This is a genomic window from Devosia sp. GW821-FHT12F11 (genome assembly GCF_058806655.1).
Genome location: NZ_JBXAPX010000002.1, coordinates 169,692 through 195,250 on the forward strand (window position 1 = coordinate 169,692; position 25,559 = coordinate 195,250).

At 64.3% G+C, this 25,559-nt stretch carries 22 protein-coding genes; 15 read left to right on the forward strand and 7 right to left on the reverse strand.

Annotation, left to right across the window (positions count from 1 at the left end):
• Positions 1–34: 34 nt before the first annotated feature.
• The 9 genes from AC1ROK_RS06440 to AC1ROK_RS06480 all read left to right on the forward strand — a co-directional run bounded on the left by AC1ROK_RS06440 (position 35) and on the right by AC1ROK_RS06480 (position 9,116).
• The gene (locus AC1ROK_RS06440) at positions 35–949 is read left to right on the forward strand and encodes a branched-chain amino acid ABC transporter permease (protein ID WP_492845020.1); all 915 of its coding nucleotides are present in this window, start codon (positions 35–37) and stop codon (positions 947–949) included.
• Positions 949–1,920 (forward strand): branched-chain amino acid ABC transporter permease, encoded by a 972-nt coding sequence (locus AC1ROK_RS06445; protein ID WP_492845022.1) that lies wholly within the window; start codon positions 949–951, stop codon positions 1,918–1,920. Before AC1ROK_RS06440 ends, AC1ROK_RS06445 begins: the two co-directional genes overlap by 1 nt.
• Positions 1,917–2,696: an ABC transporter ATP-binding protein gene (locus AC1ROK_RS06450; RefSeq protein ID WP_492845024.1), complete on the forward strand. Its 780-nt coding sequence runs from the start codon at positions 1,917–1,919 to the stop codon at positions 2,694–2,696. The genes AC1ROK_RS06445 and AC1ROK_RS06450 overlap by 4 nt, the downstream gene beginning before the upstream one ends.
• 4 nt (positions 2,697–2,700) lie before the next feature.
• Positions 2,701–3,405 (forward strand): ABC transporter ATP-binding protein, encoded by a 705-nt coding sequence (locus AC1ROK_RS06455; protein ID WP_492846351.1) that lies wholly within the window; start codon positions 2,701–2,703, stop codon positions 3,403–3,405.
• 46 nt (positions 3,406–3,451) lie between these two features.
• Positions 3,452–4,702 (forward strand): NAD(P)/FAD-dependent oxidoreductase, encoded by a 1,251-nt coding sequence (locus AC1ROK_RS06460; protein WP_492845026.1) that lies wholly within the window; start codon positions 3,452–3,454, stop codon positions 4,700–4,702.
• A gap of 13 nt (positions 4,703–4,715) precedes the next feature.
• A complete protein-coding gene (locus AC1ROK_RS06465; RefSeq protein ID WP_492845028.1) occupies positions 4,716–5,717 on the forward strand; it encodes a 4-hydroxyproline epimerase in 1,002 nt (333 codons plus the stop codon).
• A 149-nt stretch (positions 5,718–5,866) separates the two neighbouring features.
• The gene (locus AC1ROK_RS06470; protein ID WP_492845030.1) at positions 5,867–6,970 is read left to right on the forward strand and encodes a cis-3-hydroxy-L-proline dehydratase; all 1,104 of its coding nucleotides are present in this window, start codon (positions 5,867–5,869) and stop codon (positions 6,968–6,970) included.
• Between the two features lie 107 nt (positions 6,971–7,077).
• A complete protein-coding gene (locus AC1ROK_RS06475; RefSeq protein ID WP_492845031.1) occupies positions 7,078–8,112 on the forward strand; it encodes a trans-3-hydroxy-L-proline dehydratase in 1,035 nt (344 codons plus the stop codon).
• Complete coding sequence (locus tag AC1ROK_RS06480) at positions 8,109–9,116, forward strand: Ldh family oxidoreductase (protein ID WP_492845033.1); 1,008 nt, start codon at positions 8,109–8,111, stop codon at positions 9,114–9,116. The genes AC1ROK_RS06475 and AC1ROK_RS06480 overlap by 4 nt, the downstream gene beginning before the upstream one ends.
• Before the next feature lie 39 nt (positions 9,117–9,155).
• On the opposite strand, the gene AC1ROK_RS06485 is transcribed toward AC1ROK_RS06480, so the two are convergent.
• On the reverse strand, positions 9,156–9,875 hold the full coding sequence (locus AC1ROK_RS06485) for a GntR family transcriptional regulator (protein WP_492845035.1): 720 nt from the start codon (positions 9,873–9,875) through the stop codon (positions 9,156–9,158).
• A 162-nt stretch (positions 9,876–10,037) separates the two neighbouring features.
• Here AC1ROK_RS06485 and AC1ROK_RS06490 point away from each other — a divergent pair, with 162 nt between their 5' ends.
• The 4 genes from AC1ROK_RS06490 (at position 10,038) to AC1ROK_RS06505 (ending at position 14,556) form a co-directional block, all read left to right on the forward strand.
• On the forward strand, positions 10,038–11,294 hold the full coding sequence (locus AC1ROK_RS06490) for an extracellular solute-binding protein (protein WP_492845038.1): 1,257 nt from the start codon (positions 10,038–10,040) through the stop codon (positions 11,292–11,294).
• A gap of 83 nt (positions 11,295–11,377) precedes the next feature.
• The gene (locus AC1ROK_RS06495; protein WP_492845040.1) at positions 11,378–12,241 is read left to right on the forward strand and encodes a carbohydrate ABC transporter permease; all 864 of its coding nucleotides are present in this window, start codon (positions 11,378–11,380) and stop codon (positions 12,239–12,241) included.
• 3 nt (positions 12,242–12,244) lie between these two features.
• The gene (locus AC1ROK_RS06500; RefSeq protein ID WP_492845042.1) at positions 12,245–13,081 is read left to right on the forward strand and encodes a carbohydrate ABC transporter permease; all 837 of its coding nucleotides are present in this window, start codon (positions 12,245–12,247) and stop codon (positions 13,079–13,081) included.
• Between the two features lie 17 nt (positions 13,082–13,098).
• Positions 13,099–14,556 (forward strand): alpha-L-arabinofuranosidase family protein, encoded by a 1,458-nt coding sequence (locus AC1ROK_RS06505; RefSeq protein WP_492845044.1) that lies wholly within the window; start codon positions 13,099–13,101, stop codon positions 14,554–14,556.
• 96 nt (positions 14,557–14,652) lie between these two features.
• On the opposite strand, the gene AC1ROK_RS06510 is transcribed toward AC1ROK_RS06505, so the two are convergent.
• Positions 14,653–15,942, reverse strand: coding sequence for an ABC transporter substrate-binding protein (locus tag AC1ROK_RS06510; protein WP_492845046.1), 1,290 nt, complete (start codon positions 15,940–15,942; stop codon positions 14,653–14,655).
• Positions 15,943–16,112: 170 nt separating this feature from the next.
• Between AC1ROK_RS06510 and AC1ROK_RS06515 the strand changes: the two genes are divergently transcribed.
• Positions 16,113–17,012 carry an AraC family transcriptional regulator gene (locus AC1ROK_RS06515; protein ID WP_492845047.1) on the forward strand — a complete coding sequence of 300 codons (900 nt, stop codon included), beginning with the start codon at positions 16,113–16,115 and terminating at the stop codon, positions 17,010–17,012.
• 207 nt (positions 17,013–17,219) lie between these two features.
• Here the strand turns inward: AC1ROK_RS06515 and AC1ROK_RS06520 are convergent, their stop codons facing one another.
• The 5 genes from AC1ROK_RS06520 to AC1ROK_RS06540 form a co-directional block, all read right to left on the reverse strand.
• Positions 17,220–17,948, reverse strand: a complete 729-nt coding sequence (locus AC1ROK_RS06520) for a creatininase family protein (RefSeq protein ID WP_492845049.1) — start codon at positions 17,946–17,948, stop codon at positions 17,220–17,222.
• Positions 17,945–18,919: an aldo/keto reductase gene (locus AC1ROK_RS06525; protein WP_492845051.1), complete on the reverse strand. Its 975-nt coding sequence runs from the start codon at positions 18,917–18,919 to the stop codon at positions 17,945–17,947. Before AC1ROK_RS06525 ends, AC1ROK_RS06520 begins: the two co-directional genes overlap by 4 nt.
• A gap of 2 nt (positions 18,920–18,921) precedes the next feature.
• Entirely contained in the window at positions 18,922–19,719 is a 798-nt protein-coding gene (locus tag AC1ROK_RS06530) for a phytanoyl-CoA dioxygenase family protein (protein ID WP_492845053.1), read from the reverse strand.
• Positions 19,720–20,192: 473 nt separating this feature from the next.
• Entirely contained in the window at positions 20,193–22,154 is a 1,962-nt protein-coding gene (locus tag AC1ROK_RS06535) for a hypothetical protein (protein WP_492845055.1), read from the reverse strand.
• Between the two features lie 3 nt (positions 22,155–22,157).
• Positions 22,158–24,728: a type II secretion system protein GspG gene (locus AC1ROK_RS06540; protein WP_492845057.1), complete on the reverse strand. Its 2,571-nt coding sequence runs from the start codon at positions 24,726–24,728 to the stop codon at positions 22,158–22,160.
• A gap of 357 nt (positions 24,729–25,085) precedes the next feature.
• Here AC1ROK_RS06540 and AC1ROK_RS06545 point away from each other — a divergent pair, with 357 nt between their 5' ends.
• Positions 25,086–25,469, forward strand: a complete 384-nt coding sequence (locus AC1ROK_RS06545) for a tyrosine-type recombinase/integrase (protein WP_492845059.1) — start codon at positions 25,086–25,088, stop codon at positions 25,467–25,469.
• Positions 25,470–25,559 lie beyond the last annotated feature (90 nt).

Below are 25,559 nucleotides of genomic sequence, written 5' to 3' on the forward strand. Positions count from 1 at the left end.
CCTCTGGCAAATTGACTGAAGGGCGAGGTGGCGGGTGAGCATCTTCGACATCTTCACGAACCAGTTGCTGAACGGCATCGTACTCGGTTCGTTTTATGCGCTGGTGGCGCTGGGCTACACCATGGTGTTCGGCGTGGTGAAGCTCCTAAACTTCGCGCATGGCGAGCTCTACATGGTGGGCGGCTTCGCCGGTTTCCTGGTGCTGTCGTTCCTCGCGCCCTATCTCGGGCCCGGCTGGCTTGGCGTCGCGGTGTCGATGGTGCTGGCGATGATTGCCGTCGGCTTTCTCGGCGTGGTCATCGAGCGCGTCGCCTACGCGCCGATGCTGTCGGCGCCGCGCCTTTCCATTCTGATCACCGCCCTTGCGGTGTCGCTGGTGCTGCAGAACAGCATGCTGACGCTGACCAAGGGGCAGTACGTGCCGTTCGGCGCGGCGCTCGGCTTCGGCGGCGTGAAACTCGGCAACCTGTTCATCAGCTACAACCAGATGATCCTGGTCGGCGTCGCCGCAGTGCTGATGCTGGCGCTCGAGCTGTTCGTGTCGCGCACCCAGTATGGCCGCGCCATGCGGGCCGTATCGGTCGACAAGGATATGGCCCGGCTGATGGGCATCAACGTCAATGCGGTGATCGCCATCACCTTTTTCCTCGGCTCGGCGCTCGCTGCAGCAGCCGGCTCGATGGCCGGCGCCTATTACGGGTCGCTGTGGTATTTCATGGGCTTCCTGATCGGGCTCAAGGCGTTCACCGCCGCGGTGATCGGCGGCATCGGCTCGATCCCCGGCGCCATGCTGGGCGGGCTGATCCTCGGCCTGCTCGAGAGTTTTGGTACGCAGCTGCCGGGGGTGGGCAGCGAGTGGAAGGACGTGTTCTCGTTCTCCGTCCTCATCCTCGTTCTGGTGTTCAAACCGACGGGCCTGTTGGGCAAGCCCGAGCAGGAGCGCATGTGATGGCGCAGTTCCCTGAACGACCGAGTGCCTGGGGCGGTCTCGCGACGCTGCTCGATACGCCGCAGAAGCGCTATGCGGCAATCGCCGTCATCCTCATCGCCATGGCCGTGGCGCCCTACATCTTCGGCTCCTACGGCACGGTGATCCTCACCAATGCGCTGCTCTATGTGCTGCTGGCGCTGGGGCTCAACATCGTCGTCGGCTATGCCGGCCTGCTCGACCTCGGCTTTGCGGCGTTCTTCGCCGTCGGCGCCTATACGGTCGGCATCACCACGCTGCATTTCGGGTTCAACTTCTGGCTGGCGCTGCCGCTGGCTGTCCTCCTCGCCATCGTCGCCGGCATCGTGATCGGCGCGCCGACGCTGCGGCTGCGTTCCGACTACCTCGCCATCGTCACGCTGGGGTTCGGCGAGATCGTCCGGATCACGGCGCGGAACCTGCGCGAAACCGGCGGCGCCAGCGGGCTGATCGGCATCGACTCGCCGTGGTTGTTCGGCTGGCACATCCGCACGCCGCTCGATTTCTATTATGTGTTCTGCGTCCTCGCGATCCTGGGGGTCATTGCCTCGGTGCGGCTCGCCAACTCGCGGCTTGGGCGCGCCTGGCTCTATGTCCGGCACGACGAGGACGCGGCCGAGGCGATGGGCATCAACCGGGTGAAGGTGAAGCTCGCCGCCTATATCGTCGGCGCCATCTACGGCTCGATCGGCGGGGCATTCTTCGCGGCCAATCTCGGGGCGATCTCGCCCGAGAGCTTCTCGTTCCGGCAATCGGTGCTGATTCTGATGGCGGTGATCCTGGGCGGCATGGGCAAGATCCCGGGCGTCATTCTCGGCGCCTTCATCGTGATCCTCGCGCCCGAACTGCTGCGCGACTTCGGCGATCTCAGGTTGCTGATCTTTGCGGTGGGGTTGCTGCTCATCATGCTGTTCCGGCCGAGCGGCATCTGGCCGGTGAGGAGCAAGCGATGAGCCTCCTCGAACTCAAGGGCGTCAACCTCAGCTTTGCCGGATCGAAGGTGCTCGACGGCGTCGACTTCAGCGTGCCGGCCAGCCGCATCGTCAGCCTGATCGGGCCGAACGGGGCGGGCAAGACTTCGCTGTTCAACTGCATCACCGGGTTCTACAAGCCGCAGCAGGGCTCGATCCGCCTCGACGGCACCGAAATGCTGAAGCTGAAGCCGCACCAGGTGACGCAGCTCGGCATCGCCCGGACCTTCCAGAACGTGCGGCTGTTCCGCGAGATGACGGTGCTCGAGAACGTCATGTCGGGCCAGCACAGCCGCACCAGCTCCGGGGTGATCGGTGCCATCCTGCAGCTGCCCTCGCAGCGTCGCGAGGAAGCCGAGATCCGGCGGGTCGCCGAGGACTGCCTGAGCTTTGTCGGCATCACCGAAGGCTGGGATCGGGAGGCGACTACCCTGCCCTATGGCTGGCAACGCCGCGTCGAGATCGCGCGGGCCCTCGCCACCAAACCGCGGCTGCTGCTGCTCGACGAGCCGGCCGCCGGGCTGACCTCGGGCGAGAAGGAAGAGCTGATCGAGCTCATTCGCCGTATCCGCAACGAGCGGGACATCTGCATCCTGTTGATCGAACACGATATCGGACTGGTGATGCGCCTGTCCGAGCGGATCAGCGTGCTCGACCACGGCGTGATGATCGCCGAGGGAACGCCCAAGGAGATCCAATCCAACCAGCGGGTGATCGAGGCCTATCTCGGGGTCGAGGAGGACGCACTTGACCTCTGATGTGATGCTCAAGCTGGAAGGTGTCGCCAGCGCCTACGGCAAGATCGATGCGGTCAAGGGCATCGACCTCGAGGTGAAGCGCGGGCAGATCGTGACGCTCCTGGGCGCCAACGGCGCCGGCAAGACCACGACGCTCAAGACCATCTCCGGCCTCGTCCGCGCCAAGGCCGGCCGGGTGCTGTTCGAAGGCAACGACATCACGGGCCTGCCGGCGCATCAGATCGCCCGGGCCGGCGTGGTGCACGTGCCCGAGGGCCGGCACGTGCTGCGTGGCCTTAGCGTGCGCGAAAACCTCGAACTCGGCGCCTTCACGGTGAAGGATGCGACGCTGCGCAGGGACCGGCTGGAGCAGGTGTTCGCGCAGTTCCCGATCCTCAGGACGCGCGCCAACTCCGACGGTTCGCTGCTGTCGGGCGGCGAGCAGCAGATGCTGGCCATCGGCCGGGCGTTGATGCATGGCCCCAAGATCCTGCTGCTCGACGAGCCATCGATGGGCCTTGCGCCCAAGCTGGTGCTCGAGACGATGAAGATCGTGAAGCGGCTCAACGAAGCCGGCACGACGATCCTGCTCGTCGAACAGAATGCCCGGCTGGCCCTCAGGCTCGCCCATTACGGCTATGTGCTCGAGAGCGGCGTCATCCGCCTCGAGGGCGAAGCCAAGCAACTCAGCGCCGATCCGTCGATCGTCCAGGCCTATCTCGGCAGCTGAATGCCCCTTCCAAGGAACTCCACCGTAAGCCCAAAGGCCACCTGACTTGACCAAGACGACTACCATCGACGTCGCCATTATCGGCGCCGGCATTATCGGCGTTTCCATCGCCTTCAAGCTGCAGGAGGCGGGGCGTACGGCCGTGCTGATCGACCGCAAGGGGATCGCCGAGGAGACGAGCCGCGGCAATGCCGGCGCCTTCGCCTTCTCCGACGTGATCCCGATGGCGACCTCGGGCGTATTGCAGAAGCTGCCGCGCTGGCTGAGTGACCCGCTGGGCCCGCTCACCATCCGGCCGGAATACCTGCTGCCGATCACGCCCTGGCTGCTGCGCTTCTGGCGCGCCGGCTGGCCCGACCGGGTGACAGCCAGCCTCAAGGCGCAAAGCGCCATGATGCGGCTCGCCCGAGCCGAAGCGGAAGCGCTGATCGCCAGCGCCGGCCTCGACGGCATGATCCGCCGCGACGGGGTGCTCGAACTCTACGAGAGCGAGGACGAGCTGAGGAAGACCGCGCGGGACGACGCGGCCAAATCTGCCGAAGGCATCGAGTTCCGCCATGTGCGGGGCGCCGAGCTCAACGAACTGCAGCCGGGGCTGTCGCCGCGGATCACCTGCGCCACCTTCATCCCGAAGTGGCAGACGGTCAGCGACCCCTATGACTACGCGGTGGCGGTGGGCCAGGCGGCAATGGCGCGCGGCGCCAGCTTCAGGCGCGCCGAAGTCACGCAACTCCGCCCCGAGGCCGATGGCGTCGCCATCCAGTTCGCTGATGGCAGTTCGCTGCAGGCCCGGCAGGTGGTGGTGGCAGGCGGCGCATGGTCGAAGCGGCTGACCGCACCGCTTGGCGACAACATTCCGCTCGAAACCGAGCGCGGCTACAACACCACGCTCCCCGGCTACAGCTTCGACCTCAGGCGCCAGCTGGTATTCGGGGGTCATGGTTTCGTGGTGACGCCGCTCGAAAGCGGCATCCGCATCGGCGGCGCGGTGGAACTGGGCGGCCTGACGCTGCCGCCCAACTTCAGGCGCGCCGACGCCATGCTGACGAAGGCGGCGACGTTCATGCCCGGCCTTGTCACCACTGGCGGCAAGCAGTGGATGGGGTTCCGCCCATCACTGCCCGACAGCCTGCCGGCGATTGGGTTCTCGCGCCAATCCCGCAACATCGTCTATGCCTTCGGGCACGGCCATCTGGGCCTGACGCAATCGGCCGGCACCGGCAAGCTGGTGGCGGAACTGCTCACCGGCGCAACACCCTCTCTCGACCTCTCGCCTTTCTCCCCGCAACGCTTCTAGAACGAGCCTTTCCATGTCCCGGCATATCTTCACCTGCATCGACGGTCACACCTGCGGCAACCCGGTCCGCCTCGTCGCCGGCGGCGGCCCGCTGCTCAAGGGCAACTCGATGATGGAACGGCGCGCCGATTTCCTCGCCAACCACGATTGGATCCGCAAAGGGCTGATGTTCGAGCCGCGCGGCCACGACGTGATGAGTGGCTCGATCCTCTATCCGCCGACGCGCGAGGATTGCGACATCGCGATCCTGTTCATCGAGACCTCGGGCTGCCTCTATATGTGCGGGCACGGCACCATCGGCACGGTGACCATGGCGATCGAGAACGGGCTGATGACGCCCAAGACGCCGGGCGTGGTGAACCTCGATGTCCCCGCCGGCAAGGTGGTGGCCGAATACACCATGGATGGCGAGTATGTGGACAAGGTGCGACTCACGAACGTCCCGAGCTTCCTCCACTCCACCGACCTCGAGATCGACGCGCCGGGGCTGGGCAAGCTCAAGGTCGACGTGGCCTATGGCGGCAATTTCTACTGCATCGTCGACGCCCAGGAGAACTTCTCCGACATCGCCGACGTCTCGGTCGGCGATCTGCTCCGCTGGAGCCCGGCGCTGCGCACGGCGATGAACGAGCGCTACGAGTTCGTCCATCCCGAGAACGAGAACATTCGCGGCTGCACCCACATCCTGTGGACCGGCAAGCCGACCGATGCGGCCAACACCGCCCGCAACGCCGTGTTCTACGGCGACAAGGCGATCGACCGCTCACCCTGCGGCACCGGCACTTCGGCGCGCATGGCGCAGTGGTATGGCCGCGGCAAGCTCAAGGTCGGCGACGCCTTCAACCACGAGTCGATCATCGGCTCGGTGTTCAACGGCCGGGTCGAGCGTGCGGTGAAGGTCGGCAACTATGACGGCATCGTCCCCTCGATCGCCGGCTGGGCCCGCCAGACCGGCCTCAACACCATTTATATCGACGACCGCGACCCCTTCGCCCACGGCTTCTCGCTGGTGTGAGCGATGGCAGACCTTGCTCGCCCCACCCACGGAGTCTTTCCCGCGAAAGCGGGAACCTCTGTTTCAGGATCGTACCACGCAAACGGAGATTCCCGCTTTCGCGGGAATGACCCGGTGAACTGGGCAGGCTCTCGCCAGGAACTCCATAGATGAAAATCACCGCCATCAAGGTCTATCAGGTCGATCTGCCGCTGCGCGAAGGCCGCTACAACTGGAGTGGCGGCAACTTCATGGAGGTGTTCGACTCGACCGTGGTGGCGGTCGAGACCGATGCCGGGATTACCGGTTATGCCGAGTGCTGCCCGCTCGGCTCGGCGTACCTCCCCTCCTACGCCAGAGGGGTGCGGGCCGGCATCGCGGAGATCGGGCCAAAGCTGATCGGGCATGATCCGACCGACCTCTGGCCGCTCAACCACCACATGGACGCGGTGCTGCGCGGCCACCCCTATGTGAAGGCGCCGATCGACATCGCCTGCTGGGACATTCTGGGGAAGGTTGCCGGGCTGCCGGTCTACAAACTCCTGGGCGGGGCCGAGCAGGAACGGATCGCGCTCTACCGGGCGATCAGCCAGGAAGACTCGGCGGTGATGGCCGAGAAGATCACCGGCTACCGCGCCGAGGGCTACACCAAATTCCAGCTCAAGGTCGGCGGCGATGCCAATGACGACATCCGGCGCATCCGGGCCTGTCGCGAAATCCTCGCCGAGACCGACATCCTCGTTGCCGACGCCAATACCGGCTGGACCATGGCCGATGCGGCGCGGGTGGTGAACGCCGTCGGCGATCTCGATGTCTATATCGAGCAGCCCTGTATGAGCTACGAGGAGAGCGTCTCAATCCGCCGCCGCACCAGCCTGCCGTTCGTGCTCGATGAGAATATCGGCACGGTCGGCGACCTGGTGAAGGGCATTTCCGAGGATGCGTTCGACGTCATCAACCTGAAGATCAGCAAGGTCGGCGGCCTCACCAAGGCGCGGCAGATGCGCGACCTCTGCGTCGCCTCGGGCATCCCGATGACCATCGAGGACACCTGGGGCGGCGACATCGTCACCGCCACCATCGCGCACCTCGCCCGCTCGACGCCGCAGAAATTCTGCTTCACCGCGACCGACTTCAACTCCTACGTCACCGTATCGATCGCCGACGGCGCCCCGAAGCGCGAAAACGGGTTCATGACCGCAAGCGATGCGCCGGGGCTGGGGGTGGAGCCGAAATGGGATGTGCTGGGCGAGGCTGTGCAGGTGATCAAGTGACTTTCGGTCGTTACACGCACCGGCCTCTCCGTGGTCCTCCCCCGCGTGGCGGGGGAGGATCGCGGCACCGCCGGTGGCTCCTGTCGACTGCAACATCCGGTGACTACATGAGAACTACCCGCGCCATTGAAATCGTCGGCTGCCACGCCGAAGGCGAGGTCGGCGACGTGATCGTCGGCGGCGTCGCGCCGCCACCGGGCGAGACGCTGTGGGAGCAGTCGCGCTTCATCGCCCGCGACCAGACGCTGCGCAACCTGGTGCTGAACGAGCCGCGCGGCGGGGTGTTCCGGCACGTCAACCTGCTGGTGCCGCCCAAAAATCCGCGGGCGCAGATGGGCTTCATCATCATGGAGCCCGAGGACACCCCGCCGATGTCGGGGTCGAACTCGATCTGCGTCGCAACCGTGCTGCTCGATACCGGCATCGTGCCGATGACCGAGCCGGAAACCCGGCTGGTGCTGGAAGCGCCGGGCGGCATCGTCGAGGTGGTGGCCGAATGCCGCAACGGCAAGGCGGAACGGATCACCGTCACGAACGTCCCGAGTTTTGCCGACAAGCTCGGCGCCACACTCGAGGTCGAGGGCGTCGGCACGCTGACCGTCGATACCGCCTATGGCGGCGACAGCTTCGTCATCGTCGATGCCAACGCACTCGGCTTCCGCATCGCGCCCGATGAGGCGCGCGAGCTCGCAGAGACCGGCATCCGCATCACCCGCGCCGCCAACGAGCAGCTCGGCTTCACCCATCCGACCAATCCGGACTGGACGCATTTCTCGTTCTGCCAGATCGCCGCGCCGCTCGAACGGCGGGACGGTATCCTGACCGCCGCCAACGCCGTGGCCATCCAGCCCGGCAAGATCGACCGCTCGCCCACCGGCACCGGCGCTTCGGCCCGCATGGCAGTGCTGCGCGCCAGGGGCGAGATGCAGGTCGGCGACCACTATCTGGCGCGCTCGATCATCGGCTCGGAATTCCTCGGCCGCATCGAGGCCGACACCACGCTCGGCGGCCGGCCGTCGATCATCCCCTCGATCTCCGGCCGCGCCTGGATCACCGGCACCCGCACCGAGATGCTCGACCCCTCCGACCCCTGGCAGGGCGGCTACCGGCTCTCCGACACCTGGCCCCGGATCGGCAAGTGACCACCCACATCGCCTATGACGAACTCGTGGCCCTGCTGCGAGCGATATTCCTCAGGCATGCCTGTTCCGAAACGGTCGCGGCGATCCTCGCCGAGAACATGGCCGGCGCGGAGCGCGACGGCGCGCATAGCCACGGCATCTTCCGCATCAAGGGCAACCTCGCCTCGCTCGACACCGGCTGGGTCGATGGCAAGGCGGAGCCGGTGCTGGAGGATGTGGCGCCCGGCATGCTCAGGGCCGACGGCCGCAACGGCTTCTCGCTGCCGGTGCTGGAACTGGCGCGCCAGCCGCTGATGGCCAAGGCGAGGGCCAACGGCATCGCCGTGCTCAGCGTACGCAAGGCGCATCACTTCAGCGCCGTCTGGCCCGATATCGAGCCGTTTGCGCGTCAGGGATTTATCGCCCTCGCCATGATCAACTCGATGGCATCAGTGGTGCCGCATGGCGGCCATCGCAAAGTCTATGGCACAAACCCGTTCGGCTTTGCCGCGCCGCGTGAGGGCACCGATCCGCTGGTGTTCGACCAGGCCTCCAGCGCCATGGCCAATGGCGACGTGCAGATCGCCCGGCGCGAAGGCCGGCAGCTGCCGCCCGGCACCGGCGTCGACGGCCAAGGCAACCCGACCACCGACCCTGCCGCCATCCTCGATGGCGGGGCGCTGCTGCCGTTCGGTGGGCACAAGGGCTCCTCGATCGCCATGATGATGGAAATCATGGGCGCGGCGCTGGCCGGCGGCGACTATTCGTTCGAAATCGACTGGAGCGCCTACCCGGGCGCCGCTACGCCGCATGGCGGCCAAACCTACATCCTGATCGACCCACAGCGTGGCGCCGTGAACAGCTTTGCCGACCGGCTGGAAGTGCTGATCGCCGAAATCCACGACGCCGGCCAATCCCGCCTCCCCGGCGACCGCCGCTATGCCACCCGGCGGGAGAGCCTCGCACGCGGCATAGCGGTCGATGCAGACGCGCTGGCGGAAATTCGGGCGCTGGCAGCAGGCTGAGCGGCTGGCGCATCAGACCACGCCATGCGCCGGCGAGGCTCAATCCGTTGTGCCGTCGGTCGGTTGGCCTTCCACTGTGTCGGGCAGCACGGCGTCGAGGTGCAGCGCCATGCCGATCTCGGCGTCCTGCGGGTTGCCCGCGGTGATGCCGGCGAGGATGCGTTCGTGGTCGGCGATCACCTGCGCCATGCGCCCTTCCTGCGACAGGGTCAGCCGCCGATAGCGATCGACCTGCACCTTGACCTGCAGCACCTGCCGCCAGATGCCGGGAAAGCCGCTGATCTCGGCGATCTTGGCGTGGAAGGCCTCGTCGGCACGGTGAAAGGCACCGCGGTCATTGGCTTCCGCCGCCTCTCGCTGCTGCTCGACGATGGTGGCCAGGGCCAGCAACTGACTCCGCGTCGCCTTTTCCGTCGCCAGCCGCACAGAAGCGGTTTCAAGCGCCTTACGGATCACCATCGCTTCGGGCAGGTCGCCGTAGGGGATGCGGGCGACGAAGGTACCGGACTGGGGAAAAATCTCGACCAACCGTTCATCGGCCAGCCGCTGAATGGCCTCCCGGACGGGGGTTCGGCTGACCCCGTAGCGGGCGGCGACTTCCTTCTCGCTGATCGGGTCGCCGGGCTTCAGCCGCAGCGACACAATGTCCTCCCTAAGGTTCTGATATACTAGTCGCCAAGCTGAGGCGGAGCCGCCGCCTGGGATGCGAGAGGGACTGGCACGCCGCCGTTGCCGAACCGATTCCTTGGACAATTCCATACAGCAGAACCGCTAATTTCCGGGCGTTTGAAAGCCACGAGCTGAACCTTAGCACGCGCCACCTCGTGAATGCGAGATGCGAGGGCCGTTGACTTAGATACTAATATATCAGTAGCGTATGCAAGAAGGTTGTGGCTTAAGCCCGATCAGGAGGAGAAGATCATGAAGGCTATGAACCGAATGGCCGTATCGGCCATGGCGCTGGTAACCGCATCGCTCGTGCCGCTCGCGGCGTTCGCCGGAGAGGTCGAGTTCTGGAGCCCGTTCACCGGGCCGGACGGCACGGCCATCGATGCGCTGGTCAAAGAATTCAACGCCGGCGCCGGGGCTGCCGCGGGCGTCAACGTCAACCTGCTGATCATCCCGTGGGACGACTATTACACCAAGCTCTCGGTTTCGATGGCGTCGCGCACCGCGCCGGACCTCGCCGTGATGCACTCGCACCAGATCGCCGGCTTCGTGAAGCAGGGCGCGCTCGAGGCCTACACCCCCGAGGAGATCGCCGCCGCCGGTCTTGCCGAGGCCGACTACATCCCGCAACTGTGGTCGGCGGGCGTTGTCGCCGACAAGCGCTATGGCGTGCCGATCGACGCCTTCCCGCGCCACATCTACTTCAACAAGACGCTGTTCGAGCAGGCGGGGCTCGACCCGAACAACCCGCCCAAGACCGGCGCCGAGCTGCTCGATGCCGCGACCAAGATCCAGGCACTGGGCAACGGCGTGCAGGGGCTGCATTTCCAGCTCAACGGCTCCGGTGCGTTCCGCAACTTCTATTCGATCTACTGGCAGTATCAGGACGAGCTCTACAACGCCGACCAGACCGACGTCGCCGACGGCTTCGCCGAGACGGCCAAGAAGTCGCTCGAGACCCTCAAGGCCTATATGGATGCCGGTCTCGCCCCCAAGGAGATCATCTCCGACGTCCCGGCTCAGTTCGCGCAGAACAAGTTCGGCATCGTCATCAACCAGATCACCGACCTGCCCGTCTACCAGACGGCGGCAGCCGACCAGGGCCTCAGCTTCGGTGTCGCCCCCTTGCCGACCTTCGGCGACAGGCCGGCGACCTTCGCGCTGGGCCATAACTTCGTGATCCCGCGCGGCACGCCGCCGGAAGCCCGCACCGATGCCCTGGTCTTCGTCAAATGGATTGGCGACAACTCCATCGCCTGGGCCAAGACCGGCAAGATGCCGGCCAAGCTGACGACGCTCAACAGCGACGAGTTCAAGGCGCTGCCCGAGCAGAGCATCGTCGCCACCTCCCTCGACTATGTCCACTTCCCGCCAGCGCTCTCGGTGCAGCCGCAGGTCGACCGCGTCGTGCAGACCACCGCCGAGGCGTTCTATGCCGGCCAGGTCGATGTCGACCAGGCCGTCACCATGATGGTCGACGGCATCCGCCAGGAACTGGCCAAGAAGTAACGGGCCCTCCCTGCCCGCAGCACGCCACTGGGGCGATCGGCAGCACCGGTCGCCTCACCCCCTGTCCGACTTGAAGGACCGCAATGTCCCGCCTCCGCTCGACCCTGTTCCCGTATCTGCTGGCGGGACCCTACGTCGCCCTGTTCGCGGTATTCGTCGCCTATCCGGTCGGCCGGGCGCTCTACATGAGCCTGTTCGACTGGGGCATTTTCGGTCCGAACGCGTTTGTGGGGTTCGACAACTACACCTCGCTGGTCGGCGATACCAGGTTCTGGAGCTCGTTCTGGATCACCAGCGGCTTTGCCGCGATGTATGTGCCGATGATCACGGTGATCTCGCTGGTGCTGGCGGTCATGCTGCACAGGAAGCTCCCCGGCATCGGCATCTTCCGCACCGCGTTCTTCCTGCCCATCGTGATCAACGTCGCGGTCGCGGCCATCGCCTTCAACTGGCTGTTCGAGCCCAATATCGGCACCATCGACAAGGTGCTGGCTTTCTTCGGCCTGCCCGGCCAGAACCTCCTCCAGATCCCCGGCTGGTCGCTGTTCGTCATCAGCCTCGTGACGCTGTGGATCAATGTCGGCTTCATGGTGATCATCCTCCTCGCCGGGCTCGAGAACATTCCCGACGAGCTCTACGAAGCCGCCCGGCTCGATGGCTCCACCGCCCTGCAGGACCTGGTGCTGATCACCGTGCCGCTGCTCAGGCCGATCCTGTTGATCGTCGTGGTGCTCTCGATCGTCCAGGCCTTCCAGATTTTCGGCGAAGTGCTGATCATGACCCAGGGCGGGCCGTTCGGCTCGACCACCGTGCTCACCATGCTGCTCTACGAAGAGGGGTTCGAGCGTTTCGCGCTGGGCCGCGCCGCGGCGATCGGCGTCGTCATCACCCTGATCATCGCGACGCTGAGCTTCATCCAGTTCCGCTTTTTCCGGCGGGAGGCCTGAGCCATGCAACAACGCAAGGGTTCGCAGCTCACCCGCTGGATCGTCCTCGCCGTGCTCGCGGCGCTGTGGTTCCTGCCGCTGGTTTCGCTGGTGCTGTTCTCGTTCGCGCCGGCCAGCGAAGTGCTGAAGGGGGTGTTCATCCCCACCCAGTGGACGCTCGACAACTACACCAAGGTGCTCACCGAGACGCAACGCGGCGTCAGCGTGCCGACCGGCATCTGGAACAGCACGGTGATCATGGTGCTGCAGGTCGTCGGTATCCTGCTGCTCGACGTTCCCGCCGCCTACGCCTTTGCCCGTACCAAATTCATCGGCCGCAACGTGCTGTTCGCCCTGGTGCTGGTGTCGATGATGATGCCGGGCATCCTCGAGGTCATCTCGCTCTATGACCTGATGGCCAATATCGGGCTGGTGAATACGCTGTGGGGAGTGATCCTGCCCGGCCTGCCGCGAGTCATCGGCATCTTCATCCTGCGTCAGTTCTTCATGCAGGTGCCGCGCGAGCTCGACGAGGCGGCCCGCATCGACGGCGCCACCGATTTCCAGGTGTTCCTGAAGATCATGGTGCCGCTGGCCATGCCCTCGATCATCACCGTTACGGTGATCACCGCACTCTACAGCTGGAATAACTTCCTCTGGCCACTGATCGTCACCAACACCCCTGAGGCGATGCCGGTGCCGGTGGTGATCGCCTATCTCAGCGCCGATACCAGCGCCGTGCTCAACTACACGATGATCCTCGCCGCTGCCTTCGTCACCTCTTTGCCGATGATCCTGCTGTTCCTCGTGGGCCAGCGCTGGATCGTCAGCGGAATGCGCCCAACCTCGGGCATCAAGTAAAGTCTCAGGAGCTCTTCATGCCGACGATCAAGGTCGACCCGCGGCCGCTGCACGCCATTTCGCCGCGCCTCTACATGCAGTTCATGGAGCCGCTCGGCACCACCGACTCCTCGGTCGAGGCCTGCTGGGATGCGTTGACCGACCGCTGGCGGCCGGATTTCATCGACGTGGTGCGCGACCTCGCGCCGAGTTCGATCCGCTGGGGCGGCATCCTCACCAGCTTCTGGAAATGGCGCGAAAGTGTCGGCCCGCGCGCCTCGCGGCAGGACATGGTCAACTACCTGTGGGGCGGCTGGGAAAAGAATGTCGTCGGCGTCGACGAATTCCTGGCGTTCTGCGAGGCGGTGTCGGCGGAGCCGATCATGGCGATCAACTTCGCCGCCGACGGCCGGCCGGAATATATCAACACCGTGCTGGGCGAGCACCGCTCCGGCGACGCCACCGAGGCCGCCGATCTGGTCAGCTACTGCAACGACCCCGATAATGCCGAGCGCATAGCCAATGGCCGCCGGGCGCCATGGGCCATCCACACCTGGCAGATCGGCAACGAGACCTCCTACCCCAAGGCCGGCGAACGGTTCACCAGCGCAGAGAACGCCCGCCACTATGTCGAGTTCGCCAAGGCCATGAAGGCGCGCGACCCCTCGATCCAGCTGATCGGCTGGGGCGACATGGAGCGCGACACCGGCAAGTGGTGGGCCAACGAGCTGGTAGAGGAAGGCGGCGACCTCGTCGACATGGTCGCCATCCACATGATGCACCAGAACCCCGGCGACGAGCCGACGGTGTTGCACGGCCGCGATTACCGCAAGGATTACGGCGCGACCTGGGACGCGCTCGACGGCATGTACAAAAGGGTCGAGGACAAGCTGCTCGGCGCCCGCGCGACGCTTAGGGATCTCGGCACGACGGCGAAGCTCGCCATCACCGAGGGACACCTCTCCATCCAGCCGCACAACAAATCCGAGATGCTGCGCGAGTGGATCTCGGGGCTCTACCACGCCCGCTGCATGGCGCTGTTCGAGCGCCATTCCGACATCATCGACATCTCGACGCTGGCCGATTTCGCCGGCACCAGCTGGACGGTGAACGCGGTGCTGCTGGGCTCGCCGCGCGAGCAGCCCTACCTGCTGCCGGTCGGCCACATCATGCGGCTGTTCCGCCGCCACTCGGGCACGCACGGGGTGGCGATATCGTCGGATGACAAGGCAATCGAAGTGTCGGCGAGCCGCTCGGGCGACACGCTCCACGTCCACGTCGTCAACACCAGCCTCGACAATGCGGCGGACGTAACACTCGACCTGGGTGGGGTGACACCGAAGGCGGTGCGTGCCCACCGCATCAACCCCGAACTCGACACGGCGATCGACAGCACGGCGCTCGACGTCTTCGCGGTGACCACCACGACCGAGCCAGCGGCCGGGAAGCTGCGCGTGCCGAAGGCTTCGGTAACGGCGTACGAGATCGAACTCTAGCCGCCGTCGATGTCGAGCCGCCGCTGGTAAAGCGGCAGCTCGACAGGGAACGGCGACCCGCGTCGAGGACCCGACGCGGGTCGCCCCAAGCGGCGCTTACCAGCCCGGCAGAGCCAGTTGCTGCGCCTGCTTTTTCACGTCCTCGTCGTAGAGCGCGGCGCCATCTGCGGCTGAGCGGATGCCGGAGCCGACTTCCACGGTGATCTGCGGCAGGTTGGGGCCCTTGACCGGCGAGAGGAATTCCAGCGCCGGCGCCGTTGCCCCGTCGGTCTCGAAATAGGGCAAGAGGTCGCTGACCACCGGCGGCACGTCGGCGGGGATGGTGCAGCCCTTGACGAGGTACGGACCGGTCGCGCCGATGGCCGCGGTCTGCGCATCGCAGCCGGCAGTGCTGGCGACGAATTCGACGAAGCGCTTGGCCTCCGCCAGATGCGGCGTGGTCGAGGTGATGTAGAGCCCGTTCGGCATCCAGGTGGTGAGCCCGTTCTTCGTCGCGTCATCGCCCGGCAGGGCGAAGAAGCCGACATCGTTGACGAGGTCCGGATAGGTCGTGGCGATCGTGCCGACGGTGATCGAGAGCATCGGATATTGCGCACCCTCGCCTTCGGCCACCATGCGCAGCCCATCCTCGAAGATGGCCGAGGCGAAATCCTCGTTGAGGTAGCCGCCCTTGAACACCTCCTCCTGCCGCTCGAAGCCCTTGAGGGCGGGAGCGGTGGCGTACTTCGCCTGATTGGCGGTGTAGCGCTCGGCGAAATCCGGCTCGGCCGCCTGCAGGTTGTAGTAATCGCCGAGCACGAAGAGCTGCGCGGTCCACGGTGTGCCGAAGGTCTGGATGACCGCGGGGATGCCGGCTGCCTTGAGCTTCTCGTTATTGGCCATAAACTCGGCCCAGGACTTGGGCACCGAGAGCCCCAGCTTCTCGAACACCTTGCGGTTGTAGAGCACGCCGCCGCCGAAGGCAGTGCCGATCGGCACGCCATAAACACGGCCGTCCTCGGTGACCACCGATTTGAACGAATCGAGGATCGCCGCCTGGTACGGCTCGTCGGTCAGGTCGACGAAACGCTCTTTCGGGTTGAGCGCATGAAACAGCGAGCCCGCATTGTACCAGAGGAGATCCGTCATATCGCCGGTCGAGAGGCGGGTCTTGACGAGGTTGTCGCCGTCGCCGCCGGTGGGGATCAGCTCCACATCGATGTTGATATCGGGGTTGGCCGCCTCGAACACCTCGATGAGCTTGTTGGCCGTCGCCACCTCGTTCGGATTGTTGAAATGGCTCAAGGTCAGGTTCACCGTCTGGGCCGTGGCCCATCCGGTTGCGAGACCAGTCAGCGCCGCCGCCAGGACAGCGGCGCGCAGATGAATTGCCGTGCGTGTGTTCACTTCCGTTCCTCCCTCAGGTTCCGCCCATCTCCCGCTGGGCAGTCGGCCAAAAGACCACGGCGCCTCGCTATGCGTCTTGCAGCATTCAGCCGCAAAGCTTGAACGAACCCGCGATTTGAGGCCGACGCGGGGGCTTGTTGCACTGCGCCGGGTGCGGCTAGGCTCGTTGAATGAATCCCGGATCGCCGTTCGCGGCGCATTACACTATCGAGCAATCGACCGTACAGCTTTCGGCCGGCCGGCCCGTCCGGGCACAACGGCTGGAGGTGATCGAGGACGTGCCGCCGCACGACCACGCCTACCACGAGATCTGCATCGTCACCTCGGGCGGCGCCACACACCGGACCAAAAACGGCCGCGCCCCGTTGGCGCGGGGCGATGTGGTCGTCGTGCCGCCGGGCGAAGTGCACGCCTTCGAGCGGGTGGAGCGGATCGAGGTGATCAACGCCTATTATCTCAGCGAATGGCTGATGGGCGACCTTGGCCTGTTATGGACCGAGCCCGGAGCGGTGCCGCTGTTCCTCTCGACCACGCTGATGCGATCGCAGATCGTCGATACCGTGCAGATGCGGCTCGATGCCGCCGATTTCGAGCTCATTGCCGCGGAACTCTCGCAGATCGAGGCCGAGGGCAACCGTGCAGCGCCATCGCCGCTGTTCCTCCGCTGTGCGCTGCAGAAGGCGGTGGCGACGATGGCGAGAGCCTGGATGCGGCACGACCCGACCTCGGCCACCCTCACCTTCCGACCGGAGGTGTGGACGGCGATGGAGGCGATCGATCGCGCCGCCGCCACCGGCACCCCCTACTCGGTCGCCCGCAGCGCCAGGGCGGCGGGGCTCTCGGTCGACCACTTCTCGGCGCTGTTCCGCGCCTCGACCGGCTATGGCCCGACGGATTTCTTCCAGCGGCGGCGCATCCACCGCTCGTGCACGCTGCTGCTCAACCCGCGCCCCAGCATCACCGAGATCGCGGCCGAGCTGGGCTATTCGGACGCCCCGCATTTCTGCCGGCTGTTCAAGCGCTACCAGGGCATGACACCCTCGGCCTATCGGACGATTTACAATGTGTGAGCCGGGTTCTTCACGTTGTTGGCTACAAGCCGCTCCGCAAACTCGGTGTCATCCCAGCGAAAGCTGGGACCCATTTCACAGCCCGCACCAGGGGAGAGTTGGGTCCCAGCTTTCGCTGGGATGACAGCCGGTGGGGAGGCGATACGGTAGTCTAGCCCACCCATAAGCGGGCACCAGAGGCGCCCTCCGCGAGTGAGGCGTTCCGCTCTAGAGCGCACCAGCCTCCCCTAGCAGCCAATCGACCATAGCATCCCGCAGCGGCAGTGCCTCGGCAGGGTCGAACCGCCGCGGATCAGGACCAAAGATCCCGAACAACGGGTGCGCGGGGTCGTGCCGCTGCGCCCCCATCTCGTTACCGTCAGGGTCGATGCTGGGCGCTTCGGCCAGTGCCGGCAGCAGGTCGAGATGCACGCGACCGGGCCACAGCGCATTGAGCAGCGTGGTCTCGAAGCGGGCGGCATGGTCGGGCGCTAGGGCCAGGCCGGCGGCCATGCTGACCGCCACCGCCCGAACCCGCATGCGGTCGCCCGAACCCGCCCATTCGGCCTCCAGCCCGCGGAGCATCTCGATCTGCTCGCCCGCGAAATGACCGCTGAGGATCACTACGGCGCCGACCTCGAAAGCCTCAAGACGCCCGAGCGTCTGCCGCAGCAATGGCCGGATGTCATCGGCGCCGGCCATGATCGTCCACGGATAGTCGCCATGCCCGCCGCCGGTGCCATAGTAGAGCGGCGGCAGCACCAGCCCGCCGCCGCGTTGCGCCGCCAGCAGGCAAAGCCCATGCGCGGTGAGCCCGTCGAGACCGACCGGCAGATGCTCGCCGTGCCACTCGTAGGTCCCGAGCGGCACGTAGACGAGCGATCGCTGCGCCAGCGCCCGGCGGATTTCGCTCGGCAGCAGCAGCTCGAACTGCACGGCAGCCGGGTCCGCGCTCATTGGTAGTAATTCCGCGGCCAGCTATGGGCGGCCAGTTGCGCCAGCAACTCGTCGGGGAACGGCGCGCCATCGGCATAGGCGATGTTGGTGTCCACCTCGGCCGGGCTGTGCATCCCGGGGATGACCGTCGAGACCTCCGGCGCACTGAGGCTGAAGCGCATAGCGGCTTCGGCGAGGGTCGGGAAATACGGGGCGCAGAGCCGCTTCAGCCGTTCGACCCGCGCCAGCGTTTCGGCGAAGCGGTCGCCACGGAACAGCTGGTGCGGCACCGACCCCGCACGCCAGCCGGCATAGGTCGCAGCGGTCCAGCTGCCGGTCAGCGAGCCGGAATCGAGCGGCACGCGGGCGATGAAGGCCGGCGGATGATCCGGCGCGGCGGGAAACAGCCGGTCCCTCGGCCGCTGCTCGAACAGGTTGAAGATCACCTGCTGCGAACTGACGAGGCCGAGGCGCGCCAGGTCGATGCCATCATCGGGCCGGTAGTCGCGCAACGATACGCCGATCTGGTCGAGCTTGCCTTCGAGCCGCAGCGCATTGAGCGTCTCCAGCCAATCGAGCTCGGTGACGCCATCCGCCACCCAGCAATGGAGCTGCAGCAGATCGATCCGTTCGACCTGCAGACGTTTGAGTGACGCTTCGACCGCAGCACGCAGATGCCAGGCCGGGTAGCGGCCGCGCATCGGCGGGCGCTCCTCATCGGGGCTCGGCCAGACGGTCGGCTGCACCTTGGTCGCCACATAGATGCGGCCCTGCCGCCATTGCCGGACCGCCTCCCCCACCACCGTTTCGGAGCGGCCCTTGCCGTACATCTCTGCCGTATCGACGAAGTTGATGCCGCGCTCGAAGGCGTGGTGCAGCGTGCGGATCGACTCCGCATCATTCGCCCCGCCCCAGTCGCCCCCGATCTGCCAGGCGCCGAAGCCGATCTCGCTGACCTGCCAGCCGGTGCCGCCGAACGCCCGGTAGCGCATCGCTAGCCGACCCGCGGGAACAGCTCGCTATCGAGCAGGTCGCCGGCCGCAAAACCCTGCTCGTCGGTGACGATGTGCGGCTTGCCATCATAGCGCGTGCCATCGGGCATATAGATGATGGCGAAGGCTTCGCGCGTGCCGTCGGACTTGTTGGGGCCGGCATAATGGAAGGTCAGCCCGTTGTGGAAGGTGGCGCTCCCCGCCTTCAGCGGCCGCGGCACCGGCTTCACCGGCCTCAAATGCGGGGCATAGTCGAACAGGTCCTGCGGATCGCTCAGATCGACGGGCGGCTGCGGCCCCAGCGAATGGGTGCCCTCGACGAAGGCCATGCAGCCATTATGGGTCGTCGCGTCCTTGAGCGCGATCCAGATCGTCGTCTGGTGCCAGCGATCGACATGCGGCCAGTACACTGCATCCTGATGCCAGGGCGTGCGGTTGTTGCCCTTCATCGGTTCCTTGAACAGGGCCTGGTCGTGCCAGAGCCGCATAGGGCGTCCCTCAAGGCGCATCGCGATACGACCGAGCGCAGCGGACAGCGTGAACCGGGCCACCTCGGGGTGGCGTTGCCAAAGATTCACCTTTTGATTGAAGATCTTCTCATAGGTGGCCTGCGCCCCGGTCCGCGACCGATCGGGCGCCTCGTTGGTCTCTATCGCCACGGCATTCACCACCGCCCCCCGCATCGCATCGAGCACCGGGCCGGTGATCACATCGTCCAGTTGAATGAACCCGTCCCGGCGATACTGATCGATCTGCTCCTGGGTGAGCGGGTAGTCGGGAACGCTGAGCGTATCGTGCACCGTGGCCTCCTCGGGTCCGGCTGTGTGCCGTGTTGTCTGAGGGGATAGTTGCACCGGTGCCCGGTGCTGTCTTGGATCGATCGGAGGCGGGAGTTGAATGAAGCCGGGATGGGAGGGATGGAGGCGGCGGACTGCACGAGGCTGTCGGAAAATGAACGTTCCACGCAGTTCCTTACATTCCTAGCTAACCTGCTGATCTGGCTGAGTGTTCTCCAACCGGTGTTTGGTCGGAGTGGCTAGAATGTAACCTTCAGCGCGTCGAGACGCGAGAACGTTATGTTTGGGCACGTACGTCGACTTCGTGGAGAACGACCAATGCCCTGACACCCTCACCTGCTGAGGCTGCCGGCAGCCTCGATCAGCGAGAGGAGGTAGAACCTGCGAACCAACACTCTTCCAACTAAATGGATGGAGCGCATGTGAGAGGTTACGGGGATCAAGTCGAGCGGCACCGCGGATTGGTACGCATCCGGCTAGATGCACTCAACTAGGCCCAGATACCGAAGCTCGGTCGGCCGCGGCGTTCCCCCCATCTCGACGGGCACGATGAAGGCAGGGCCGGGACTCTCGTCGCTGAAGCGCTTGTAGTCGAATTTCTCAACCTGCTGAGGCAACGCTTTGTCCGCTCCTGCGCGAAGCTTGAGCAGGTACAAGGATCCGGCGGCCGTGCTGATTAGCGTTCTATTGTCAACGTCTGCGGTTATTGCGGCATCGACGGCATAACTTACGGAAACGGCGGCGATGGTTGCACCGCCTGCAGCCAGTGCCTTTGCAACAAGCTGTTTCCTAGCCTCCTTGAGCGCTCGCCTTACGATCAGTTTCCGAGTTTCTTCGAGAGCCAGCCGATCAAGCTCCCTCATCACCAAAGCATCAGCTTCCTGCTCAGCGATGGCGCGCGCTGCCTCAATGGAAAAGCGGGTGCCGACCTGCTGCTCGACGTAGGGCAAGGATGCTCTGGCGATGCTCTCACCCGCGAGCGACCTCAGCAGCCCGCTGCTCGACTGCTGTAATCCCAGCGCTCCGATAGAGGCTGAGCCCTCGGCTGCGAGCGCACCGCCGTACATCTCCACAGCGGCAGTTGCACCGCCGCTGGCGACAATGAGAGCGCTGCCATAGAACACGGCACCGCCGATCAGGATCGTGGCAGCCTCATGCTGGTTAAGCCAGTCGCGTGCCCTGATCCAATCCTCCTTGATCGAGGCGGTGCTGGGTATCGTGCCGTCAATGATGTCTTGAGCCGTCTTCCGTACGACGTAGACCGTCGCGAGCAACGGCGACGTCACCCTGACGATACTGCTGCCAACCACCGCCCCTTGTTGTATCGGCACGGGCGGACGCAGCTGCAGCGGGGCCAACTGATTTTGCACCCGCGCATAGCGATGCGGAAAGATCTGTTGGTAGAAGTACGTCTCGTCGCAACAGACGATGTACTGCTCACCGGGCAGCCCGCGCAGCCGTGTAAAGAGCGCTTCGCCGAGTTGGGCGACGCTGCTCTTTAACTCTTCGACGATGTCTTTGGCCCTGATGCCAAACTTCTCCTCTTGCTCCATGGCCCGCACCGCCCGCCGGCCAGCTTCGTCAATCGGCAATGGTGCCGGCGAAGGCGGCGCACCGTTGTGGCCAGACGCCTTCAGGCACTCCGCAAATTCCCGTTCCGCCGCGATACGATCCCGTTCCGCACCTGTGGTCAGCGCATCGTAGAGCCTCCGTACAATCCGTTTGGCGATCGCTTCTTCGCCTTGGAAGTCGATCTCCATCTTGATGCAGACGAGATAGAACAGAAGGGCGGGGGCACGCCGCTCAACATCGAGTACAATGTCGCGCACGTTCAGCGTCAGACCGATATTGGCGAGCGACCTCTGCATTCGCCTGATCCGGTAGCGCAGGCTCTCCCACACCATCGGCATGAGCTTTATCGGCACTTCCTTTCGGGCGACGGTTCGCGGGCCATCAGGATGAGGATACCAGATGCCTTCCTTGTAGTCCCGGAGCGCAAGCTCGCTCATGTTCTGTCGGATGTCGCGAAGCTTTTCGGCTCCGGCTAGCACCCCCCACACAGAATCCGGCTTAACCTCATAGAACTCGTTTCTCGGGTTCGTGTAGGTCTGAGCGGGTACGCCGTTTCGCTGATAGAGCCCGCCCCAGGTGGAGATGTCGGGCACTCGCAGCGTCTTGAGCCGCCTCAGCTTGTCTTCATTCAGGTCCTTGTGCCGCTCGAGCAGGACCATTTTGTAGTGCTGCTGATTACCGCTATCCCACCACTCTTCCTTTGTCGGCTGTGGATTGAGGATCGGGTGCTGCGTCATTCGCGAGCACTCGAGCAGGTAGTCGTGGAGAATGTGCTGTTCGGCGACACCTCCCATGGTCGCAGCAGCAAACCGCGGCAGGGCCACGCTGGGCGCCATGCAGATATGGACAAATCTGAGCTGGCCCATCGGCTACGCGATGTCGTCCGCCTTGGTATCGACCTCAATGTCGATGCCGCTGGTCGGAGTGTAGTCAAACCAGGTCGCCATCAACGAGGCCCCGGCGCCAGCCGAAATATCGGCGGCGGCTCCCTCCCCTCCTTCCTTGCCGTCAGCACCGTATGAGATGAGATCATATTCGTTGCCGGTGCCGGGCATCAGGTATACGAGTTCGTTCCCCCATGCGTCCTGCGTTTGTGGTGACGAAGGAAGACTGCCGAGATTGGGCGGATAGTGGCCGTGGGCGCTCTTGTATCGTTCGAGCTCCCGGATCAGGTGCTGCATCGTCTCCCATGTCTCGCGCTGCTGGGGGTAGAGCTGCGGTCTGGCATGCATCTCGGGGTTTGCCGGTGGGATACCCGAATAGTTAGTCTTGGCGAAGTTCGCTATCTCTTCAGCTATGGAGATGTAGGGAGAACTATAGCCGCTGCCGAATGTCCCCGTTTCCAGAAGTTCGGTCAGATCCTTTTCGAAGCCGGGCCGAACGGTGATCACCACGCGTGCGTAGCCGGCGCGCAGGAAGTTCTGGTGTTCCGGATCCGGATGCTCAAAAAGCAGCTTGTCTCGGCTCTGCGTCTCCGAACCCCAGAAGTAAGGGTAGAAGAAATACAGTAGGTTTTCCCACTCGATCGCCTGCTGCATGAACTTGATCATCTCACCGAACCGAAGTGCGTCGGACCAGGCGGCAGTCCCACCGATCCCTTCGAGCGTGGGGGGACCTGGGTTGAAAGTTGGATCGAGGTGAGCTGTCTCATTGTCGAGGAGCTTGGCAACCACATCTTCGATGTTGCCCGGAGCCATTGTGAATGGGTAACCGCCAAAGAGCCACAGCACGATCATGCGGATGATTTCTTCCCGCTCCAGCCGGCGGAGCGAAAGCGTGTCCTTTCCGATGAGCTGCCGATAAAGGATATCCCGCTCTTCGCGAATCTTGCCTACCTCCGCCTGATAGGAAGCAAAGGCCGCGTTCTTCAGAGCCTCCCAGCTTCTGAGCTGCCAAGCCGAATGCGCGTCGGTCCGGCGCTTGGCGTTGGTCTGGACAATCATCTGCATACGAAAGTTGAGGTCGGCGCGAATGGTGACAGCTGATCGTTCACCGCTACCAATGCCGGTGACAAAGCCCTCGCGAATGCCGGTGCCGGGAACGGTCTCATGGCCTGTCGTAGGTGACTGACTCGACATGAGGATCGAAGGAAAACCCGACGGCCCCGAATATTGAATTAGGAACTTTGCCTGATCCGTCACCTCATAGCCCGGCGGCGCGACAAACTCGAAAACCGAATCTCCGTCCTTGTGTGCGTCGAAGGTGCGGGAAATCAAAAGTGTTGTGGAGGGATCGAGCGGCTGCTCGAGTGCGACATTGTAGGTGGTCGCATGGGTCATCCAGTTGGCGTCGGTTATGTCGGTGGGCTTCAATCCGAACACGAAGGGCAGCTTAAGCTGGGCGTCAAGCTCAGCCAGTTTTCGCCAATGCGCCCAGAGGCGGATGCCCGGCGTAGGGAGCGCGAAATCGTACGTCATGCGCAGCCCGTAGCGGAACAGGTCCGTGCGCCACTTTCGCATCATTCGGTAGTAGTCGATGCGTCGTGCCTTGTCGGTGGGATTGGTAATCGTCTGAAAGCTCGAATCCTCAACCCCGGTTTTTGTTTCGAGCTTGACCGAGATCTTGTGCTCGCGTCGCGCCCGCGCCGATGCTTTCTCGGTCACATCTCGGTTGCGCTGCATGGACTGCTGCACTGACGCGCGCTCTTGGTTGGCCGCGGTGAAGCCCAGCGTGGTCGTCAACGACACGGGACCGTAACCGCCGCTCAGCGTCGCGCCGAAGTTGAGTGTGTTGGAGTGCGTCGCCTCATTCTCGGTCACCATCGACACGTCGGTTTTTTCGGCCACCCCGCGCTCGCTGTAACTTTCGAAGTAGTCCTGCACCAGTTGTTCGTACTCGCGGCTGCTCGTGGACCACTCCTTATGTGAGATTGTCTGCGTCTCCGCCGGGGCAAGCGGCACCGTAAAGACCAGTTCGCCTCGTTGAACTCCAACCGGATACATCTCGATCCGCTCGAGATAGAGCCGGCCGATCGGCGACAGACCCATCTCGTAGATCATGTAGGGCGCAAGGGCGGCGACCATCGCAGAGCTTACGCCAGCCTCCTGCACCGCCTGGAGCAACTCCTTGATAGCCGGCGCGGGAATTTCGGCGGACTTCTTGGCCAACTCGATGCGCGATGTTTCCCCCCCCGCTAGGAGGGCCATTACGTCGATCAGTTTATCCCTTGATCCAGGATCGACCCGTTCGTTGCTGTCAAATATCCCCCGCAGCCTTGGTATATCGCCCAATGCCACTCCGATCGTCTCCAGCATTGATAGCTTGCGAAATGCTCCGCTCGGACCGAGCGCGAGGGCACCAAGGTCTTCGTCGACTAGCTTTGTGTTGACGTAGCTTGCAGTAAACAGAAGGCGAGAGCTGTTCTTCAACTGCATCGGAGCACCGATTGGTTTGAATGCAACTAGAACAGCACAGAATCGTCCTTCGCGGAAGCCGGTCATTTTGGACCGAGAACCTGGAACTTGCTCATCGGTGCTCAGGATTCCGGCAATTCATCGTGCCGACCTAGTAGGTAGCAAGTCCTCCTGAAGCAGTGGGTCTGTAGATCACCAGGTGCCAGACGACGGTTGTCGATTGATGCGCTGCTCCTGGCGGCGCAAAAGCGGTCGTTGCTGCAGTAGCCCAAGTCCGCCTGGCGACCTGGGGCTAAGTCGCAAGCGTATTGGGGACGTAAGCTCCCCCACAGTTCCTGACATTCCCGCCTAGGTCGCTGATCCCGCTGACGTTCATTCTTCAGTCGTCCTTCGCGTCAAACGGCAACATAACGATCCGTGGGCAAGCCACGGGCAGGTTACGCATTGAAACAGGCAAAGGTGCTCACGGATGCGGAGTTAAAACGCGTGCTGGCGGTCATCGCTCATGGGCATCATGCTGCGAGGAACCGGCTGCTCGTACTGCTCTCTCACTACGCGGGATTGCGAGTAGGAGAGATCGCTGCGCTGACTTGGGGCGATCTGCTTGAGCCCAATGGCGACATTGCTCGACAGTTCCTGCTGAAGGCGGCGCATACAAAGACCAACGAAGCTCGGACGGTGCATATCAGCGCAAAGCTGGCGCGCGAGCTGGCAGACTACAAAAGTTGCTTTTCGCAAGAACTGAAGCGCTCGGACCCGCTGATCGCCTCTCAGAAGCGCGGGTCGTTCTCCGCAAATAGCCTCTGCCAGCTACTCGGGCACGTATAACCTATTGAATATGCTGAGCCGAAAATGTGCTGCGCTAGCGCATGACAAGCCAGCTTCGGCGCCAACCGAAACCACAAGTCGTTGATATTG

Excerpts from the sequence above, each read along its gene's own strand:
- AC1ROK_RS06445 (WP_492845022.1), top strand. The coding sequence starts at position 949 with ATGGCGCAGTTCCCTGAACGACCGAGTGCCTGGGGCGGTCTCGCGACG.
- AC1ROK_RS06450 (WP_492845024.1), top strand. The coding sequence starts at position 1,917 with ATGAGCCTCCTCGAACTCAAGGGCGTCAACCTCAGCTTTGCCGGATCG.
- AC1ROK_RS06455 (WP_492846351.1), top strand. The coding sequence starts at position 2,701 with ATGCTCAAGCTGGAAGGTGTCGCCAGCGCCTACGGCAAGATCGATGCG.
- AC1ROK_RS06465 (WP_492845028.1), top strand. The coding sequence starts at position 4,716 with ATGTCCCGGCATATCTTCACCTGCATCGACGGTCACACCTGCGGCAAC.
- AC1ROK_RS06470 (WP_492845030.1), top strand. The coding sequence starts at position 5,867 with ATGAAAATCACCGCCATCAAGGTCTATCAGGTCGATCTGCCGCTGCGC.
- AC1ROK_RS06475 (WP_492845031.1), top strand. The coding sequence starts at position 7,078 with ATGAGAACTACCCGCGCCATTGAAATCGTCGGCTGCCACGCCGAAGGC.
- AC1ROK_RS06485 (WP_492845035.1), bottom strand. The coding sequence starts at position 9,875 with ATGGAATTGTCCAAGGAATCGGTTCGGCAACGGCGGCGTGCCAGTCCC.
- AC1ROK_RS06490 (WP_492845038.1), top strand. The coding sequence starts at position 10,038 with ATGAAGGCTATGAACCGAATGGCCGTATCGGCCATGGCGCTGGTAACC.
- AC1ROK_RS06495 (WP_492845040.1), top strand. The coding sequence starts at position 11,378 with ATGTCCCGCCTCCGCTCGACCCTGTTCCCGTATCTGCTGGCGGGACCC.
- AC1ROK_RS06500 (WP_492845042.1), top strand. The coding sequence starts at position 12,245 with ATGCAACAACGCAAGGGTTCGCAGCTCACCCGCTGGATCGTCCTCGCC.
- AC1ROK_RS06505 (WP_492845044.1), top strand. The coding sequence starts at position 13,099 with ATGCCGACGATCAAGGTCGACCCGCGGCCGCTGCACGCCATTTCGCCG.
- AC1ROK_RS06515 (WP_492845047.1), top strand. The coding sequence starts at position 16,113 with ATGAATCCCGGATCGCCGTTCGCGGCGCATTACACTATCGAGCAATCG.
- AC1ROK_RS06520 (WP_492845049.1), bottom strand. The coding sequence starts at position 17,948 with ATGAGCGCGGACCCGGCTGCCGTGCAGTTCGAGCTGCTGCTGCCGAGC.
- AC1ROK_RS06525 (WP_492845051.1), bottom strand. The coding sequence starts at position 18,919 with ATGCGCTACCGGGCGTTCGGCGGCACCGGCTGGCAGGTCAGCGAGATC.
- AC1ROK_RS06535 (WP_492845055.1), bottom strand. The coding sequence starts at position 22,154 with ATGGGCCAGCTCAGATTTGTCCATATCTGCATGGCGCCCAGCGTGGCC.
- AC1ROK_RS06540 (WP_492845057.1), bottom strand. The coding sequence starts at position 24,728 with ATGACCGGCTTCCGCGAAGGACGATTCTGTGCTGTTCTAGTTGCATTC.